Origin of the sequence: Defluviimonas aquaemixtae, assembly GCF_900302475.1 — a bacterium.
Lineage (GTDB): Bacteria > Pseudomonadota > Alphaproteobacteria > Rhodobacterales > Rhodobacteraceae > Albidovulum > Albidovulum aquaemixtae.
Genome location: NZ_OMOQ01000003.1, coordinates 445,320 through 461,771, shown reverse-complemented (window position 1 = coordinate 461,771; position 16,452 = coordinate 445,320). Strand labels below are relative to the sequence as shown.

The following is a 16,452-nucleotide window of genomic DNA, read 5'->3' as shown; positions in this document are numbered from 1 at the left end:
CTTCGCCGCTGGAAGCCCGGGACCGACCCGCGGACGCCTGTCGAGCAGGCAATACGTCTAACCGTTTCGCATGGAAGCGCGGCCGCATGTCGGGCCATTTCCACACGGCGCAGGCCGAAGCCGAGCGCGCTGATGCGCACCTGCGGTCGTGTAATCCGGTCGCCGCAACGTGACCGGCTGGTGCGGCAGTACCGTGCTATCGTCGGCCTCGAACCGACGCGAGACCTGTCATGCCTCTCCGCCGCACGCCGTTCCTCGTGGCGCTTCTCGCCTGTGCCGCGTCATTGCACTCCGCCCCGTCGCTCGCGGTCGGCGGCAGCTACTACGGCGGCAGCCACAATGACACGCCGCGCCAGGCCGCACCGAGCTATACGCGCGCCGAGTCCTATGTCGCGCAACGCGACTACGACGCCGCGACACGCGAACTCAGCGCACTGGTGCAGGCCGAGCCGCGGAACGCCGATGCCTGGAACCTTCTGGGCTATTCCAGCCGCCGGCTGCGCAACTACGTCGCCGCCGATGCGGCGTATGCGCGGGCGCTGGACCTGAATCCCAACCATCTCGGCGCACTGGAGTACCAGGGCGAACTGTTCATCCTCATGCGCCGCTACGATGCGGCCAAAGCCAATCTGACGCGGCTCTTCGACCTTTGCGGCGCATGCGAGGAACATGGCGATCTTCAACAGGCGCTTGTTCGCGCCGGCCAATCAGCGACCGGCGCGAAGCGCCTCAAGGCGCCCGGGTCCTAACCCTCAGCCCTTCTTCAGGCAGCGATTGCCAAGCGTCTCGGCGATCTGCACCGCGTTCAGCGCCGCGCCCTTGCGCAGGTTGTCCGACACGCACCACAGGTTCAGACCGTTCTCGATGGTCGAATCCTGCCGGATGCGGCTGATGAAGGTCGCGTAGTCACCGACGCATTCGATTGGCGTGACGTAGCCGCCGTTCTCACGCTTGTCGACGACCATGACGCCCGGCGCCTCGCGCAGGATGTCGCGCGCCTCGTCCTCGTCGAGGAAATCCTCGAACTCGATGTTCACCGCCTCGGAATGGCCGACGAAGACCGGCACGCGGACGCAGGTCGCGGTGATCTTGATCTTCGGATCGACGATCTTCTTCGTCTCGGCGACCATCTTCCACTCTTCCTTGGTCTGGCCGTCCTCCATGAAGACGTCAATGTGCGGGATCACGTTGAAGGCGATCTGCTTGGTGAACTTCTTGGGCTGGTGCTCTTCGGTCGGATTGTAGATCGACTTGGTTTGGTCCCAAAGCTCGTCGATGCCTTCCTTTCCGGCACCCGACACTGACTGATAGGTCGAGACGACGACGCGCTTGATCTTCGCGCGGTCGTGCAAGGGCTTAAGCGCGACCACCATCTGTGCGGTCGAGCAGTTGGGGTTTGCGATGATGTTCTTGGTCTTGTACCGCTCGACGGCCTCGGGGTTCACCTCCGGCACCACGAGCGGGATCTCCGGGTCGTAGCGGTAGAGCGAGGAATTGTCGATCACGACGCAGCCCTGCTTGGCCGCGATCGGCGCGTATTTCTTCGTGGCGTCCGAGCCGATGGCGAACAAGGCGATGTCCCATCCGGTGAAGTCGAAACCCTCGATATCCTTGGTTTTCAGGGTCTTATCGCCAAAGCTGACTTCAGTGCCGAGCGACTTGCGGCTGGCAAGCGCTGCGATCTCGTCGACAGGGAATTCCCGTTCGGCGAGGATGTTCAGCATTTCGCGGCCCACATTCCCCGTGGCGCCGGCGACAACCACCTTGTAGCCCATTGAGGTCTCCTATCACTATGGACGAGGCCCCATATCCGATCGGTGAGAACAAGGAAAGTCCTCCCGATGCCGCGGCGCAGAAAAGCCATGGGGGCCGCGGGCTGGCAAACTCTCCGTCGCGCGACGCGTCCCGATTGCAGCGTATGTTCCAGCGTCGTGCCGATTACGCCCCGGCCAGAGTGATCCGCGCATCGCGCACCATCAGATCCTCCACGAACGCACGTTCGGCGTTGAAGTCGTGCGGAACCTGATCGGCGCTGCGCGAGCCGGTCAGCGACAGCGAGGAGAAAAAGTCGAAGCCGTGCAGCCTGAGCGAGGCGAGCCCGCTCATCGCCAGAAGGTCGATCATCATCAATCCCGTCGTCGGCGGCGCCCGGAGCCCAGCACGCAGGCGCGTGAACTCGGAAACCGGATGAAGGTAGAACCCCGTGGAGGTCGCCACCGGCCAAGGCAGGCGCTTGCGCTTGTGCGACATCCAAAGGATGCGTTTGGGCCGGATCCGGTCGAGATCCTCGGGCCCGATCGAGGTGGCGAGCGCAAGCCAGTCGGTTCGCCTACCATGCGTACGCGACGCGGGCATCGGTGCACGGTTGATCCGGATCACCAGATCGGCCGCGTCTATCTCGATCCCCTCGGCCCGGTCTGCGAGCGACCGCGCATTGCCGACCAAAGCCACGCGCTTGTCCCGAAGCTGCGCCATCAGGTCAGCCCGCGGCACCGACATTGCGACAAGCGGCCTCTCCCGCCTGAGTGTCCGTGCGAGATAAAAACCGGCCCGTGTCACCAGCGCTCTCCCTCCAGAAGGCGGCGATAGACGTCCACTATAGCCGCCGCCTCGCGCTCAATACTGAATTTCTCGCGCACGCGCGCCAGCGACGCCTCGCCCGCCTTCATGCGCAGCTCCGCGTCGTCAAGATAAGGCGCGGCCGCCGCCGCAATGGCAGGAATATCGCCGGCAGGCACCAGCGCCCCGGTCTCGCCCTGCACGACGATCTCCTCGAAGGCGCCGACCCGCGTCGCCACGACTGGCACGCCGCATGCCATCGCCTCGATCGGCGTCAGCCCGAACCCCTCCCAGCGCTGAGGCGCGACATAGAGATCGAGAGCGCGGTACCAGTCCGCCATCGCGTGCACCGGCACTTCGGGCAGGAAGCGGATGCGCTCAGAGAGCCCTGCCGCCGCGACCTTCTCCTTCAGCCCGGTCAGGAACCCCTCATGCCCCTCGGTCGCGCGGCCCATCACCAGCGCAGTCACATCCGGCCGTTCCGGCAGCAGAGAGAAGGCGGCCTCGACGAAGGCATCCGTGCCCTTTTGCGCCCGGATACGGCCATAGCAACCAAGGATCATGTGGTCTTCCGGCAACCCCAGCTTCCGCCGCACAGCCGCGCGGTCCCCAGCCGGTGAGAATCCCTTGGTGTCGATTCCGTGCAGAATCACGACTGGCGCGCGCTCGAGATAAGCGGCAGACTTGTTCGACGTGGCGATCAAGCCATCCATCTGGCCGATCAGCCACCGGCTATAGCCGGTGTGTCTGCGCTGCGAGGCAGAGGTGAACAAGAGACTCAGCCGCCGCCGGAAGAGCCCGCGAAGCACGATCCCCAGAAGCATCTCGATATTGCGCCGGGCGTGCCACACTCTCTCCCGGTCGCGCGGCAGAACGAAGCACCGCGAGAGCGGAATGTGCGGCACGTGGTCCGGCAGACCCGGTCCGCTGGCCACGATGCCGATCAGTTTTGACTGCAACGGCACCAGCCGCACGATCGTCGCCGTCACGCCCGACAGCCGCCGCTTCAGGTTCGGCGCGATCACCTCGGTGGCGTCGATGTCGGGGGCCATGCTCTCTCCTCCGGCCCGATGGTTAGCCGAAGCGGCAGGGCAAGGCTAGTCCACGGAGGCACGGCTGAAGAGGTAGAGCGCCACACCGATCAGCAATGGCACGAGGAAGAAGAGAAAGAGCGCGCTGAACGATGTCTCCGGGGCCAACGCCCCCGACGCGACGGTCCGGTGGAAGGGGCCCGACGCGAATTGCAGAACCCCCGCGCCGCCGATGCCGAACATGTTCATGAACGTCACGCCGCGCCCGATCAGATGCGGCGGAAAGAACGCCCTTCCATGCGCCATGATGACCGGAAAAGACGCCCCAAAGAGCCCGAGCGCCGCAAGCAGCGCCGTCGCGGTCCAGAACCCGGCGGAGGGGATAGCCGCGAGCGCGGCAAGGCAGATCGCGGCCAGCATGTTGCCCGCGACGACCACCCATTTCCGCGTCCGGAATACCCTGTCGAGCGGCCCGTAGACGAAACTGCCCGCAACCATCGCGAGCGCCATAACGAGCGTTGAGCGACCGATCGCAAGCGCGTCCGCGCCGAAGACCTCCGCGAGATATGGTCCCGCCCACAGACCCCTTATCGCCGCCGCCGGCGCGTAGGCGACCGCCATCAGTGGGAGGAGCGCCCAGAACCCCGGGAGGCGCAAGAGATCGCGCACCGATCCGCGCCCCCCGCTCGGCGCTTCGAGCCGGTCGGGGTCGCGCACGAAGAGGTAGAGCGCGAGCGCGACGCCCGCCGTGACCACCGCGAGCCCGAACAGCGTTTCGCGCCAGCCGACCGCTTCGACAAGCCAGGCGAGCGGCGCGGCGCCGAGAATGTTGCCGAGTGATCCCGCACCGATCATCGCGCCGGCCAATGTTCCGAACAGCTCCGGCTGGTAGATTCGCGCGAAGATGTAATAGGAAGCCATGAGCACGGGCGAGCAGCCGATCCCGATCAGCGCCATCGCGAGATGGACCGCCACCGGGCCGTCCGCGAGAGCGAAGACCAGCGCGCCGCCCCCCCCGCCGAGGCCGAGCAGGACCGACGCCGTCATCCTCGGCCCGAGCCGGTCGAGCGCGGCGCCGACCGGCATCTGCATCAGCGCGAAGACCAGGAACCATATGCCCGAGGACAGCGCGAGGTCACTCGGCTGTGCCCCTATTTCCGCGCCAAGGACCGGCGTGAGCACCGCGAGGAAGGCGCGGTAGAACTGGCTGAGCACATAGCCCGCCACCAGAACCATCAATCCCGCCCGCATTGCCCCGCCCCTCGCTCGAACGGCGAGACCCTGCGTCAGAAGCCATGCGCACGCAAGTCCGCATCGAAGCCACTCGGCCCGCTTGGATCGAACCGCCGCCTGCGCTACTGATCCGCCATGCGCGCCTTCCTCGCCATCCCGCTGCCCGACGCGGTCGCCGACGCGCTCGAGGATCTACAGGCCGAGCTTCCCGTCGGCCGCATCGTGCCGCGCGAGAACCTGCACCTCACGCTCGCGTTTCTTGGCGAGGAGCCCGAGGGCGTGATCGAAAGCGTCCACGAGGCGCTTCTGCAATTCCGCGCGAACGTATTCGATCTCGAGCTTGCCGGGCTCGGCACACTTGGCGGACGCGCTCCGGCGATCCTTCACATCGCGGCTGCGCGCAGCGGGTCACTCCGCGACCTTCACGTACGTCTCCGGAACCGGATACACGGCACGGGTCTGATGCTCGCGCGGGAACGGTTCGCGCCGCATGTGACGCTCGCCCGGTTTCGACGCAACATCTCATCGAGCGACCTCGCGCGGCTCGGCCACTTCCTAGCCTTGCGCGCCGACACCCGGCTCGCGCCCTTCCCGGTCGCGCATTTCTCGCTCTTCCGCTCGATGCTCGGCTCCGGACCGCCGGTCTACGAGGAGCTTGCGCGCTACCCGCTCGAAGTGTCGGGCGCGAGCGACGCGCCGTAGTGCCGTAACCGCTTCTTCATTGCGAAAATGCCTCCGCCGGAAGCAGCCCGAGGGCCCGGCGCCCGCCGCGCCGGGCCCGAAAGGAATGGCGCGCCCGGAAACGGGCGCTCAATTAGGCACTGAAAGATTCGGAAGGTCGGGAATTGGTCGGAGCGAGAGGATTCGAACCTCCGACCCCCTGCTCCCGAAGCAGGTGCGCTACCAGGCTGCGCTACGCTCCGACCGTGGCGTGCGGGTTAGCGATTCCCACACGGTTTGGCAAGGGGGCAGTCGCCGCTGGCGGGCCGTCATTCTGCCGCCTTGAGCCGCCCGCGCAGGACGCGCTGCAACACGCTCGACCGCGGTGTGGTCACGGTCTCGTTGCGCCCGCGCGTCTCGGTCACCGGGCGGTGCTCCGACGCGCCCGCGCGACTTTCGCGGAAAACGATGTAGAGACCCGAGGCGATGATCACCGCCGCACCGATCACGGTCGCGCGGTCTAGGCGCTCGGAGAACAGAAAGTAGCCGTAGCCGGTCGCCCAGAGTATCTGCGAGTACTGCATCGGCGCCACGACCACCGCCTCGCCCGCCCGATAAGCGAGGATCACGAGGAACGAGCCGATCAGGCCGAAGACCGCGATCACGCCAAGAAGCCCCAGATGCTCTACTGGCATCGGCCGATACACGAAGGGCAGCACGAGACCCATCGCGAGGAAACTCCCCATCATCGGAAACATCAAGAGCACGACCGAGCGTTCGTCGGCACCGATCTTGCGCACGATGACCGAAGCCGTCGCGCCGCAGATCGCCGCCGCGAGCGCCGCCAGATGTCCCATCGAGAGATCCGCCTCTCCCGGCCGCATCACGATCAGGACGCCGATCAGCCCGACGATCACCGCCGCCCAGCGCCGGAACCGCACAGTCTCGCCAAGGATCGGGATGGCGAGGACCGTGATCAACAGGGGCGACGCGAACAGGATTACGTAGACCTGCGCGAGGGGCAGCGTCGAAAATGCGTAGAAGGCCGACACGCCGGTAACCACCGTGCAGCCCGTACGCAGGAGAACCCACCACGGATGGCGCGGGCGCAGGCTCGCCTCTTTCGCATCGTAAAGCAGGATGACCGAGACGAGAGGAAAGCTCAGAAGCGCGGCGAAGAACACGATCTGGACCGGGGAATAGGTCGCGCCGAGCGTTTTGACGACGACGTCATGGGTCGCGAAAATGCCCATCGCCGCCAGCGCCAGAAGCACCCCGCGTATGTTGTTCTGGACGACTTCAGCCATGTTCGGTCTCCCCGGCGACGCGCGCCTCTAATTGCCCGGCAGCCCGGAATTGACAAGTGGCCGGGGCGTATTTCGCCGCGGCGGAGGCGGCATGCAGGGCGGCATTCTCATACTTCCGGGCAAAATCGGCATGCTTCTGATGACGAATGCCCTCGGCCGTCTTGCGAGCCGCCAGACCCGGGCCGCGCTCGGGCGTCTGACGACCTCACCGGCGACGGACGCCGTTGCGGGGGCTGCGACGACCGCCGACATCCAGTCGTCGAGCGCCACTATGCTGATGACGATCGGCTACGTGGGCGCCGGACCGCCGACCTTTCCGCAGGCAGTGGGCGTGCTCTTCGGCGCGAATGTCGGCACGACGGTGACCGGCTGGATGGTGGTGCTCCTCGGCTTCAAGCTCACCCTCGCCACTGCCGCGCTGCCGATCCTGTTCGCCTCGGGCCGCCTGTCGGCGCTCGGCCGGGGTCGCTGGGCTCGGTTCGTCACGATGCTTGCGGGCTTCAGCCTCGTCTTCCTCGGTCTCGACAGGTCGCAGACGGGCACGGCCGGTTTCCAGGACATCATAATCCCCGAAACACCTCCCGCCGACAGCGTCGGGGGCGGCTCCGACTCCTGTTGCTCGGCGTCGCAGTCACGACGTCATCCAGTCCCCGAGCGCGGGCGTCGCGGCGACCCTCGTCCTTTTGAGTTCGGACGTGATCACACTGACGCAGGCCGCGGCAAAGGTGATCGGCATGAATATCGGCACGACGTTCAAGTCGGTCCTAGCCACGCTCGGCGGCACGCGAGACATGCGGCGGACCGCTGCCGCGCTGGTCGCGTTCCACACCCTCTTCAACACGATCGGTGCGCTCATCATGCTGCCAGTGGCGACGCCTTTCGCCCGGCTGATCGAGCTGCTCATCCCCGGCGCGGGCGCGCCGCCGCACTCGACGACCTCGGCCCGCACATGGCAGCCAATCCCGACGACATCGGAGACTTCCCCACCCAGATCCGCATTCCGGAAGGGCAGTCCGCAACGCTGATCCGGCGCGCGGCGCTCCTGCACCGGCTGTGGTACCGCGCAAGGCAGGAAGAACGGCTCGCCGTGCTAAAGAGGGACCCCGGCCTTCGCCGCCCGGCCGAGGTGTTCAGCGCGGCGCTGCGGTTTGCGGCGAAGTCGCCCGACAGCCCAACGCACCATGCGCGAATGGGCCGTATCAGCCGCCTCATCGTCGTCGCCGAGGCACCGCCGCCGGAGCAGGCGGCCTGAACCGCGCCCCAGATGGACTGACGGTCAGACGCTCGCGTCGAGCGCTTTGACGATCGCATCGCCCATTTCGCTCGTGGAGACCGGCTTGCCGCCCTCGGGGCCCATCAGGTCGGCCGTGCGCAGGCCGTCGGCCAGCACCGTCTCGACCGCCGCTTCCAGTCGGTCGGCCTCGTCGCCCTGATCGAACGAGTAGCGCAGCGCCATCGCGAACGACAGGATGCAGGCGATCGGATTGGCCTTGCCCTGTCCCGCGATGTCCGGCGCCGACCCGTGCACGGGTTCGTAAAGCGCCTTGGGGCGGCCATTCTTCATCGGCGCGCCGAGGCTCGCGGACGGCAGCATCCCGAGCGAGCCGGTCAGCATCGCCGCGAGGTCCGACAGCAGATCGCCGAACAGGTTGTCGGTCACGATCACGTCGAACTGCTTCGGCCAGCGGGTCAGCTGCATCGCGCCCGCGTCGGCGTACATGTGGCTCAGTTCGACATCCGGGTATTCCTCGTCACGCACCTTCTGCACGACTTCGCGCCAGAGAATGCCCGATTCCATCACATTGGCCTTCTCCATCGAGCAGACCTTGTTCGACCGCCGCTTTGCAAGCTCGAAGGCCGACCGTGCCACCCGAGCGATCTCGCTTTCGGTATAGCGCTGGGTGTTGATGCCCACGCGCTCGTTACCTTCGGTGAAAATGCCGCGCGGCTCGCCGAAATAGACGCCCGAGGTCAGCTCGCGCACGATCATTATGTCGAGGCCTGCGACGACCTCCTTCTTCAGCGAGGAGAAATCCGCCAGCGCATCGAAGCACTGGGCGGGGCGCAAGTTGGCGTAAAGGTCCATCTCCTTGCGCAGCCTGAGAAGCCCGCGCTCGGGCTTCACCGCGAAGTCCAGCTTATCGTACTTCGGGCCGCCGACCGCGCCCAGAAGCACCGCGTCGGCCTCCTGCGCCCGTTCCATCGTCTCGTCGGTCAGGGGCGTTCCGTGCTTGTCGTAGGCCGCGCCGCCGACCAGGTCCTCGCTCACGTCGAAGGTAAGTCCGCGCTTCGCGCCGAACCAGTCGATGATCTTCCTGACCTCGGCCATGACTTCGGGGCCGATGCCGTCGCCCGGCAGGATGAGGATGGAAGGATTGGCCACGCTGAGGCTCCTAAGGCTTGGAAACGGTCCCAGCCCGCCTAGCCAATGCCCGGCGCGCGGTCAAGCGGGCGGCGCGGCTCCTGGACGCTGCGCCGTTGAAGTCGCGCGGGCCGGGCATCACATTCACGCTTGAGGCGCGGTCCAACCCTAATCGTTCGGAGATCACCATGCCAGACAAAGCCCTCATCCTCGGCGCGTCGGGCCATTTCGGAGGCCAGGCGGCGCGCGCCTTCGCCACCGCCGGCTGGCACGTCGAATGCTACCGGCGCGGAACCGAGATGACCGGTGCCGCTACAGGCGCGCAAGTCATCGTCAACGGCCTCAACCCGCCGAACTACCATGCCTGGGACCGACTGGTCCCCGAGATCACGGCCTCTGTTCTCGCCGCCGCGAAGGCGTCCGGAGCAACGGTGTGCATCCCCGGCAATGTCTATGTCTTCGGGACTGAACCCGCGCCCTGGGACGAAGACACCCCGCACCGCCCGGTCGCCCGCAAGGGCCGCATCCGCGCCGAGATGGAGGCGCGCTACCAGGAGGCCGCGGCGACCGGTCTTCGCACGATCGTGTTGCGCGGCGGCGACTTCATCGACCCCGACCAGGCGGGCGGCCTTTTCGACCGCTTCGTCATCGGCAAGGCGGCCAAGGGCGTGATCACGACATTCGGCGATCCCGGTGCCACCCACGCCTGGGCCTTTCTACCCGACATGGCCCGCGCCGCTGCCGCCCTGGCCGCGAATCGGAACGAACTCGCCGCCTTTGAAGACGTGCCCTTCCCCGGCCTGTCATTCTCCACCGAAGAACTCGCCCGGACGGTCACCGAGCTGACCGGCCACGCCGTGCGGATCAGGCGTTTCCCGTGGTGGATCATGAATGCCTTGTCGCCGTTCTGGGAACTCGCCCGCGAGCTTAAGGAGATGCGTTATCTCTACGACCATCCGCACGCGCTCGGCGGCGACAAGTTCCGCCGCCTCCTGCCGGAGTTCCCGATCACACCGCTGCAAGAGGTGCTGAAGCGGTTTTCAGGGCAACTCGACCTCGACCCAGACCAGGCGGTGGCGTGAGGCCGCCTCGGCCTCCTCTGCCGCCTCGCTTCCCGGTTCGGGCCACCAGACACCCGAATCCGTCACCCGCAGCCCTGCGGACGGCAGGACGTAGTCCACGCGCAGGTTCCCCGGCCCATCGTCGTCCGGCCAGTCGGCCGTGTCTCGGGCGGGATCGCCGCCATGCCTGGCATTGACCCCGCCCTGCGCCACCGACGCGGCCCGCCCGCCCCTGCTTGCCGGTGCGGGATCCTGCACTCTCGGATCGGCCAGCAGCGCCGCCAGACCATCGGGTCGCCCGTCCCCGTCGACCGGATCGAGATTTGCGTCGCCGAGGATCACGAAAGGCCGCTCGGGTGCGGGATAGGGCAGCGCCCCGTCCAGAAGCCTGAGCCAGAACGCCGTCTCGTCGCGGTTCCGGCGGCCGTTCCGATCCTCCGGACCGTCGAAGACCGGCGGCGTCGCGTACCAGGCGAAGAGCGTGACACTCTGCCCGTCCGGCAGAGCGATGGGCACCGTCCAATGGCCCGTCGTAGACAGGCGCTGGACCGCCGCCGCCTCGGCGCTCAGCTCGGCCCCGTCGATGAGGCTGCCGGGCAGCTCCCGCCACAGGAGATCCGAATAGTCCGTGGCGTCAGCCTCGAGCACCGGCAGCCGCGACAGGATCGCCATCCCTTCCGCGCCGGCGAACCGACCCCAGCCTTGCGCGTCCCCCGGCCCGCCCCTCCGCCCGTCGCCGTCGAGATCGACCTCGGTCACGCGGCCCCGGTTGGGGCGGAACGCGAACAGATGGTCATAGCTGAGTCCACGCGCCTCTATCCGCTGGGCAAAGGCGTTCAGCGCCACAAGATCCAGATCGTAGTCGAAGCCGGTGAGAAGCAGGGCGTCCGGCGCTGCCCGCGCGATCACGCCCGCCGCCGCCTCGACCTGCGGGTCCTTGCCCGACAGGATGTCGCGCAACAAGAGCCCTGGCCCTTTGCGCGACAGTTCGGCATTGAAGGTGGCGATCTTGAGCGTCTCGGCCACGACCGGCGTGGCGCCGGTCGCGAACAGGGCCGCGATCAGCGTCGCACGGATCAGGCTGGCACCAGTTCGGATTCGGCGGCGGCGTTGTTCAGCCGACGCTTCTCCTCGATCATGCCGGCAATCCTGCCCATCGCGATGCCGCGCATGAAGAGCGAGGCTGGCAGGAAGGCCCAGGCGGTCATCGTCCAGATGAGCGTCTGCGGGCTTTCGAGCGTCACCGGCGAGAAAGCCAGCGCGGCGATCTTGACGGCTGCGGGAATGAGGAAGGGCAGCAGGAAGCCGAGAGCGATGTTGAACCGCGCGTCGCGCTGCAGCCGCTCGACCACATCGCCGCCTGTCGTGGGATCGAAGGTCGGCAGGTTGATCCAGACGTTGAACGTGCCGATCCGGCTTGGCCAGCCAATGACGCGCATCGCGACGATGAAGAAGATCAGCGTCATGAGCGAGATCATGTAGGACAGGCCCGCAGCTGTCCTGACAAGCAGGAGATGCCTGAGCGACATGTCGTCCGGCAGCATCAGCACCACGAGACGGACCGGGCTGTAGGGCACGTCGATGACTTCGCCGAGCTTATTGCCGAGCGCTTCGATGAACACCGTCAGCGTGGTCGGCATGGTCGCGCCGCGCACGATCGTCGACAGGAGAAGCACGGTGACGAAGAGCGACAGGAACCGCACCCGGTTAAAGGGCGGCGCGTCGCGGAATTCCACGAGGCCGGGATAGGTAGAGGCGTATTCGAAGAAGGTCAGCGCCGCGGCGAAGATCGCCACGAGCGCCACGATCTGCGTGGTGTCGGTGGTCACGCCCGGCAACATCAACGACGGCGTTGCAATCAACACCATCACGAGCGCGGCGCGCACTATGGCCCCTGTAAGTTGCGAAATCACTACCCTACACCCTTAACTGGCCGGGGCCGATACATTGTCGGGCTCCTCGGGCCAACTTGGGCTCGCCGATGCGGCGAACTGCCTCATTGTTGCCCCAATTGTGCCGACTTCCCGTTCCCCATCAACTTTCGATTAAGGTTAAGCGGGGCAATGGGGCGTTTTCGTGGAAGAAGTGGTGCGGCTTTGCATCAATTCATGAGCAAAAATCCGCCGACAGTGGCGCAACAATAAGGCCGCCCGAAAGGGGCGGCCCGATATCTTGTGGATTTACAGTGGTTAAACCCAAGGACGCGCCTGCGCTGCGGCCGTTTCGAACGTGTCAATCGCGGCCACTTTTTCGAGCGTGAGCCCGATGTCGTCAAGCCCGTTCATAAGGCAATGCTTGCGGAACGGGTCAACGTCGAAGCCGAAGGACTGCCCTTCCGAGGTCGTCACGGTTTGTGATTCGAGATCGACTGTCATCCGCGCATTGGCACCTTTCCGCGCATCGTCCATCAGAACGTCGACTGCATCCTGCGGTAGAACGATAGGCAGGATGCCGTTCTTGAAGCAGTTGTTGTAGAAGATGTCCGCGAAGCTCGTAGAGATGACGCAACGGATGCCGAAATCGAGAAGCGCCCAGGGCGCGTGCTCGCGGCTTGACCCGCAACCAAAGTTATCGCCCGCGACAAGAATCTCGGCGTTCCGGTAGGCGGGCTGGTTCAGCACGAAATCCGGAATCTCCTTGCCATCCTGCGCATAGCGCATCTCGTCAAAGAGATTCACGCCGAGGCCGGACCGTTTGATCGTCTTCAGGAATTGCTTGGGGATGATCATGTCGGTGTCGATATTGACCAGAGGCATCGGCGCCGCGATCCCGGTGAGGGCTGTGAACTTGTCCATGTCGAAGGCCTTTCTGGATGATCGGGTGAGTGGTACGCCTACGAACCCTGTTGTTCAAGACGTCGGGCGGTCACCAGCCGTTCACAAGTGCCAGCGCGCGGCGCCAGACCTCCAGGTCGGGATTGCCTGCGTCGCGGCTGGGATCGTAGTCGATCCAGGGCTGAACGGCGTCCAGCATCACCTTGTAATCATCGGCAGTACGCCCATCCAGCGCAACCGATTGCGAGAGCTTTGGATTCAGCCGCACGATGTTCTGTCCGAGAATGGCGCCAGCGATACGGGTGTCATTGCCGGCAGACAGACCCAGCGACAATTCCAGAAGCGCGGCGTAGGGCGCCTTGGAGCCGAGCCCGATCCATTCGAAGAACCCCCATTGAAGCGGATCGCCGACCGCGGTGCCAGGAACCCCGATCGGCATGTCGCCGATGCCGATTGAGATGGCCGAGGTCTCGTGACTGGAGGAGATCTTGTTGTTGGCCAGCGCGACCTCGATGGCATTCATGATCGGATTGTTCGCAAACGTCCCGCCATCGGCGAAGAACCCGTAATTCACCGCTGCCCCGCCCTCTTGCGCGACGATCTGGTGCGGCGGGAAACACGACGGCGCCGCCGATGTCGCCAGCGCCACGTCCTTCAGCGCGATATGCGCCATGCCCTTGCCAGGCCCGGTGTCGACCTGCTGGTTGGTGAACGTCACGAGTTCTCATCCCCGCGTGCCTTTCAGCACCTGGCCTTTGGGCACTTCCAGCGCGGCCGAATTGACCGCCAGCACAAGCGCGGGATCTATCGAGCCTGAGGTACGGTCACCGACAAGATCATGCGCCACCGACACCAGCCCGTTTGCCGTGTATTGGCATTCAAGGACGCCGGGGCCGCCCTGGTGTCCGAACAGCCGCAGAAGCATTTCCTCGATCCGGCTGAACAGTCCCCGGTCGTTCTCGGTGAATATCCTGTCCGCGTCACATCGGTAGATTTCGACGATCTCCTTTATCCGGTCAGGCATGTCCTGCCCTTGCGTTCGTGCATCGGCCAGCGCGACCGTGATAAGTCCACCCGTGGAGGTACCGGCAAATCCGTCCGCACTCCCCAGCAGCTTGCCGCCCGTCTGCTTGTTCAGGGCTTCGATGATCAGACTGGACATGTAACCGCGAATGCCGCCGCCGTCGCAGGACAGGAGCCGGAACGTCATTGAACACCTCCTTGCTGCAGATCAATGCATCAAGGATGTCCGTCGCGCTGGTGTGGCAAGGCTTGCTGCCGGCGATTGAAACGAGAGGGCGGCACGCCAGCGCCGCCCCATTCGCTCCACGACTTGGCTCATCTGAGCTACATCATTTCCCGCACGTCGGTCAGGTGCCCCGTGACCGCCGCCGCCGCCGCCATTGCGGGGCTCATCAGGTGGGTGCGTCCGCCCCGGCCCTGACGGCCCTCGAAGTTGCGGTTCGAAGTCGCCGCGCAGCGCTCGCCCGGCGAAAGCTGATCGGGGTTCATCGCAAGGCACATGGAACAGCCCGCGAGCCGCCATTCGAAGCCCGCGTCGATGAAGATCTGCGCGAGGCCCTCTTCCTCGGCCTGGGCCCGGACGAGGCCGGAACCCGGCACAACCATCGCGCGCATTCCCTCCTTGACCCTTTTCCCCTTCAGGATCGCCGCGGCGGCCCGCAGATCTTCGATCCGTCCGTTGGTGCAGGAACCGATGAAGACGGTGTCGATCTTGATGTCCTTGAGGGGCGTGCCGGGCTTCAGTCCCATATAGTCGAGCGACCTTGCCGCCGCCTCTACCTTGCCGCCTTTGAAATCCTCCGGCGCGGGCACGACACCGGTGATCGGCAGAACGTCCTCTGGCGAAGTGCCCCACGTCACGACGGGCGCGATATCCTCGCCCTTCAGCGTCACCACCTTGTCCCAGTGCGCGCCGTCGTCGGAACTCAGCGTCTTCCACCAGGCCATCGCGGCTTCCCACTGCGCGCCCTTCGGCGCGTGGGGCCGGCCTTTCACATACTCGAACGTCACCTCGTCCGGCGCGATCAGCCCCGCGCGCGCGCCGCCCTCGATCGCCATGTTGCAGACGGTCATGCGGCCTTCCATCGACAGATCGCGGATCGCCTCGCCGCAATACTCGATGACATAGCCCGTGCCGCCCGCCGTGCCGGTTGCGCCGATCACGCTGAGCGTGATGTCCTTGGCGGTTACGCCGGGGCGTAAGCGACCGGTGATCTCGACCTTCATGTTCTTGCCCTTGCGCTGGATCAGCGTCTGGGTGGCGAGCACGTGCTCGACCTCGGATGTCCCGATCCCGTGCGCGAGCGCCCCGAACGCGCCGTGGGTCGCGGTGTGCGAGTCACCGCAAACGACTGTCATGCCTGGCAGCGTCCAGCCCTGTTCCGGTCCGACGATGTGGACGATGCCCTGCCGGATATCGTTAACCGGGTAGTAGTTGATGCCGAAATCCCTCGCGTTCTTGTCGAGCGCCTCGACTTGGATGCGGCTTTCCTCGTTCTCGATTCCCTTCTCGCGGTCGAGCGTCGTCGGCACGTTGTGGTCGGGCACCGCGATGGTCTTTTCCGGGGCGCGAACGCCGCGTCCAGCCATGCGCAGCCCTTCGAACGCCTGGGGCGACGTTACCTCGTGGACCAGGTGACGGTCGATATAGAGAAGGCAGGTCCCATCGTCCTGTTCGTCGACGACATGGGCGTCCCAGATCTTGTCATATAGGGTCTTGGGGGACATCGGTCCGCTCCCGTTGAGAATGGGTATGAAGCCAAAGACAGTCGCGCCACGCGCGGAATGTCAGGCGCGGGCGAGCACGCTGAGCGTCGCGCCGAAAAAACGCCAGGGCAGGCGCGCACGGTCATCCATGTCGAAAATGCGCTTCATCGGCTGTTGCAGATACACCGGCGCCCTGAGTCTCGCAAGTCCGTTCACGTGGCAAACGCACCAGTTCAGACCTTGCGGAACTCCATCCGGTAGACGACCTCCTCGCCGGTTGCGGGATCGGTGCCGGGCGCACCGCTGATCACCAGCCGGTCGCCGTCGAGCGTGAAGGGGCGCGACAGGTCGATCTCCCAGGCCGGATTCCACGCCGCCTCTACATGGTGCACCACACGGTCCGCCTCGAGCGTATAGGAGGCGACGTAGGCGAGCATGGTGTCGAAGAGCTCCGCTTTCTGCGGACCGCCCAAGCGTCCGTCGTCGACGCGGGGGCGCTTGCGCGCGAACACGGTCGCCATCATCCGGCCATCGGCGTGGTAGGCGATGTAGCCCACCGGGTCGGGACCGAGCGCGTCCGAGACCTCGCCGCTCGCGACGGAAGTTCGAGTCCACGATATCATGCGCCACGACCCAATCAGCGCGGTTTCGTCCGCCATTCCACTGCCCCCTTCTCCTCGCGTCCGGCGACGGCGCGCCCCGGCTCGGACGAGGCCGTCTGCAGAAAAGCATACC

Annotated in this window: 17 protein-coding genes and 1 tRNA gene; 4 read left to right on the top strand and 14 right to left on the bottom strand. The window is 65.8% G+C overall.

Annotation, left to right across the window (positions count from 1 at the left end):
• Positions 1-230: 230 nt before the first annotated feature.
• Positions 231-749 carry a tetratricopeptide repeat protein gene (locus DEA8626_RS17350; RefSeq protein ID WP_108854466.1) on the top strand — a complete coding sequence of 173 codons (519 nt, stop codon included), beginning with the start codon at positions 231-233 and terminating at the stop codon, positions 747-749.
• A gap of 3 nt (positions 750-752) precedes the next feature.
• Here DEA8626_RS17350 and DEA8626_RS17345 read toward each other — a convergent pair whose 3' ends face one another.
• The 4 genes from DEA8626_RS17345 to DEA8626_RS17330 all read right to left on the bottom strand — a co-directional run bounded on the left by DEA8626_RS17345 (position 753) and on the right by DEA8626_RS17330 (position 4,841).
• Positions 753-1,775 (bottom strand): aspartate-semialdehyde dehydrogenase, encoded by a 1,023-nt coding sequence (locus tag DEA8626_RS17345; protein ID WP_108854465.1) that lies wholly within the window; start codon positions 1,773-1,775, stop codon positions 753-755.
• 163 nt (positions 1,776-1,938) lie between these two features.
• On the bottom strand, positions 1,939-2,559 hold the full coding sequence (locus DEA8626_RS17340) for a glycosyltransferase family 29 protein (RefSeq protein ID WP_108854464.1): 621 nt from the start codon (positions 2,557-2,559) through the stop codon (positions 1,939-1,941).
• Positions 2,556-3,611, bottom strand: a complete 1,056-nt coding sequence (locus tag DEA8626_RS17335) for a glycosyltransferase family 4 protein (RefSeq protein WP_108854463.1) — start codon at positions 3,609-3,611, stop codon at positions 2,556-2,558. Before DEA8626_RS17335 ends, DEA8626_RS17340 begins: the two co-directional genes overlap by 4 nt.
• A 45-nt stretch (positions 3,612-3,656) precedes the next feature.
• Positions 3,657-4,841 carry an MFS transporter gene (locus DEA8626_RS17330; protein ID WP_108854462.1) on the bottom strand — a complete coding sequence of 395 codons (1,185 nt, stop codon included), beginning with the start codon at positions 4,839-4,841 and terminating at the stop codon, positions 3,657-3,659.
• Positions 4,842-4,958: 117 nt separating this feature from the next.
• On the opposite strand from DEA8626_RS17330, the gene thpR reads away from it, so the two are divergent.
• A complete protein-coding gene (gene thpR, locus DEA8626_RS17325; protein WP_108854461.1) occupies positions 4,959-5,525 on the top strand; it encodes an RNA 2',3'-cyclic phosphodiesterase in 567 nt (188 codons plus the stop codon).
• A 144-nt stretch (positions 5,526-5,669) separates the two neighbouring features.
• On the opposite strand, the gene DEA8626_RS17320 is transcribed toward thpR, so the two are convergent.
• Positions 5,670-5,746: transfer RNA gene (locus tag DEA8626_RS17320), tRNA-Pro, on the bottom strand.
• Between the two features lie 66 nt (positions 5,747-5,812).
• Positions 5,813-6,790 (bottom strand): DMT family transporter, encoded by a 978-nt coding sequence (locus DEA8626_RS17315; RefSeq protein ID WP_108854460.1) that lies wholly within the window; start codon positions 6,788-6,790, stop codon positions 5,813-5,815.
• A 91-nt stretch (positions 6,791-6,881) separates the two neighbouring features.
• Between DEA8626_RS17315 and DEA8626_RS21820 the strand changes: the two genes are divergently transcribed.
• Positions 6,882-8,042, top strand: coding sequence for a Na/Pi symporter (locus tag DEA8626_RS21820; RefSeq protein ID WP_108854459.1), 1,161 nt, complete (start codon positions 6,882-6,884; stop codon positions 8,040-8,042).
• A 24-nt stretch (positions 8,043-8,066) separates the two neighbouring features.
• Here DEA8626_RS21820 and leuB read toward each other — a convergent pair whose 3' ends face one another.
• Positions 8,067-9,173 (bottom strand): 3-isopropylmalate dehydrogenase, encoded by a 1,107-nt coding sequence (leuB, locus tag DEA8626_RS17305; protein WP_108854458.1) that lies wholly within the window; start codon positions 9,171-9,173, stop codon positions 8,067-8,069.
• A gap of 167 nt (positions 9,174-9,340) precedes the next feature.
• Here leuB and DEA8626_RS17300 point away from each other — a divergent pair, with 167 nt between their 5' ends.
• On the top strand, positions 9,341-10,234 hold the full coding sequence (locus DEA8626_RS17300) for a Rossmann-fold NAD(P)-binding domain-containing protein (protein WP_108854682.1): 894 nt from the start codon (positions 9,341-9,343) through the stop codon (positions 10,232-10,234).
• On the opposite strand, the gene DEA8626_RS17295 is transcribed toward DEA8626_RS17300, so the two are convergent.
• The 7 genes from DEA8626_RS17295 to DEA8626_RS17260 all read right to left on the bottom strand — a co-directional run bounded on the left by DEA8626_RS17295 (position 10,193) and on the right by DEA8626_RS17260 (position 16,376).
• The gene (locus tag DEA8626_RS17295) at positions 10,193-11,239 is read right to left on the bottom strand and encodes an endonuclease/exonuclease/phosphatase family protein (protein ID WP_245890902.1); all 1,047 of its coding nucleotides are present in this window, start codon (positions 11,237-11,239) and stop codon (positions 10,193-10,195) included. The two genes, DEA8626_RS17300 and DEA8626_RS17295, sit on opposite strands and share 42 nt — an antisense overlap.
• Before the next feature lie 50 nt (positions 11,240-11,289).
• Complete coding sequence (locus tag DEA8626_RS17290; protein WP_245890901.1) at positions 11,290-12,126, bottom strand: hypothetical protein; 837 nt, start codon at positions 12,124-12,126, stop codon at positions 11,290-11,292.
• Positions 12,127-12,402: 276 nt separating this feature from the next.
• Positions 12,403-13,008: a 3-isopropylmalate dehydratase small subunit gene (leuD, locus tag DEA8626_RS17285; protein WP_108854456.1), complete on the bottom strand. Its 606-nt coding sequence runs from the start codon at positions 13,006-13,008 to the stop codon at positions 12,403-12,405.
• 70 nt (positions 13,009-13,078) lie between these two features.
• Complete coding sequence (locus DEA8626_RS17280; RefSeq protein ID WP_108854455.1) at positions 13,079-13,705, bottom strand: patatin-like phospholipase family protein; 627 nt, start codon at positions 13,703-13,705, stop codon at positions 13,079-13,081.
• A gap of 6 nt (positions 13,706-13,711) precedes the next feature.
• Positions 13,712-14,197 (bottom strand): patatin-like phospholipase family protein, encoded by a 486-nt coding sequence (locus DEA8626_RS17275; protein ID WP_108854454.1) that lies wholly within the window; start codon positions 14,195-14,197, stop codon positions 13,712-13,714.
• Positions 14,198-14,334: 137 nt separating this feature from the next.
• Positions 14,335-15,738, bottom strand: a complete 1,404-nt coding sequence (leuC, locus tag DEA8626_RS17270) for a 3-isopropylmalate dehydratase large subunit (RefSeq protein ID WP_108854453.1) — start codon at positions 15,736-15,738, stop codon at positions 14,335-14,337.
• 212 nt (positions 15,739-15,950) lie between these two features.
• Positions 15,951-16,376, bottom strand: coding sequence for a lipocalin-like domain-containing protein (locus tag DEA8626_RS17260; protein ID WP_108854451.1), 426 nt, complete (start codon positions 16,374-16,376; stop codon positions 15,951-15,953).
• Positions 16,377-16,452: the final 76 nt, after the last annotated feature.

Excerpts from the sequence above, each read along its gene's own strand:
- DEA8626_RS17350 (WP_108854466.1), top strand. The coding sequence starts at position 231 with ATGCCTCTCCGCCGCACGCCGTTCCTCGTGGCGCTTCTCGCCTGTGCC.
- DEA8626_RS17345 (WP_108854465.1), bottom strand. The coding sequence starts at position 1,775 with ATGGGCTACAAGGTGGTTGTCGCCGGCGCCACGGGGAATGTGGGCCGC.
- DEA8626_RS17335 (WP_108854463.1), bottom strand. The coding sequence starts at position 3,611 with ATGGCCCCCGACATCGACGCCACCGAGGTGATCGCGCCGAACCTGAAG.
- DEA8626_RS17330 (WP_108854462.1), bottom strand. The coding sequence starts at position 4,841 with ATGCGGGCGGGATTGATGGTTCTGGTGGCGGGCTATGTGCTCAGCCAG.
- thpR (WP_108854461.1), top strand. The coding sequence starts at position 4,959 with ATGCGCGCCTTCCTCGCCATCCCGCTGCCCGACGCGGTCGCCGACGCG.
- DEA8626_RS17315 (WP_108854460.1), bottom strand. The coding sequence starts at position 6,790 with ATGGCTGAAGTCGTCCAGAACAACATACGCGGGGTGCTTCTGGCGCTG.
- DEA8626_RS21820 (WP_108854459.1), top strand. The coding sequence starts at position 6,882 with ATGCAGGGCGGCATTCTCATACTTCCGGGCAAAATCGGCATGCTTCTG.
- DEA8626_RS17300 (WP_108854682.1), top strand. The coding sequence starts at position 9,341 with ATGCCAGACAAAGCCCTCATCCTCGGCGCGTCGGGCCATTTCGGAGGC.
- leuD (WP_108854456.1), bottom strand. The coding sequence starts at position 13,008 with ATGGACAAGTTCACAGCCCTCACCGGGATCGCGGCGCCGATGCCTCTG.
- DEA8626_RS17275 (WP_108854454.1), bottom strand. The coding sequence starts at position 14,197 with ATGACGTTCCGGCTCCTGTCCTGCGACGGCGGCGGCATTCGCGGTTAC.
- leuC (WP_108854453.1), bottom strand. The coding sequence starts at position 15,738 with ATGTCCCCCAAGACCCTATATGACAAGATCTGGGACGCCCATGTCGTC.
- DEA8626_RS17260 (WP_108854451.1), bottom strand. The coding sequence starts at position 16,376 with ATGGCGGACGAAACCGCGCTGATTGGGTCGTGGCGCATGATATCGTGG.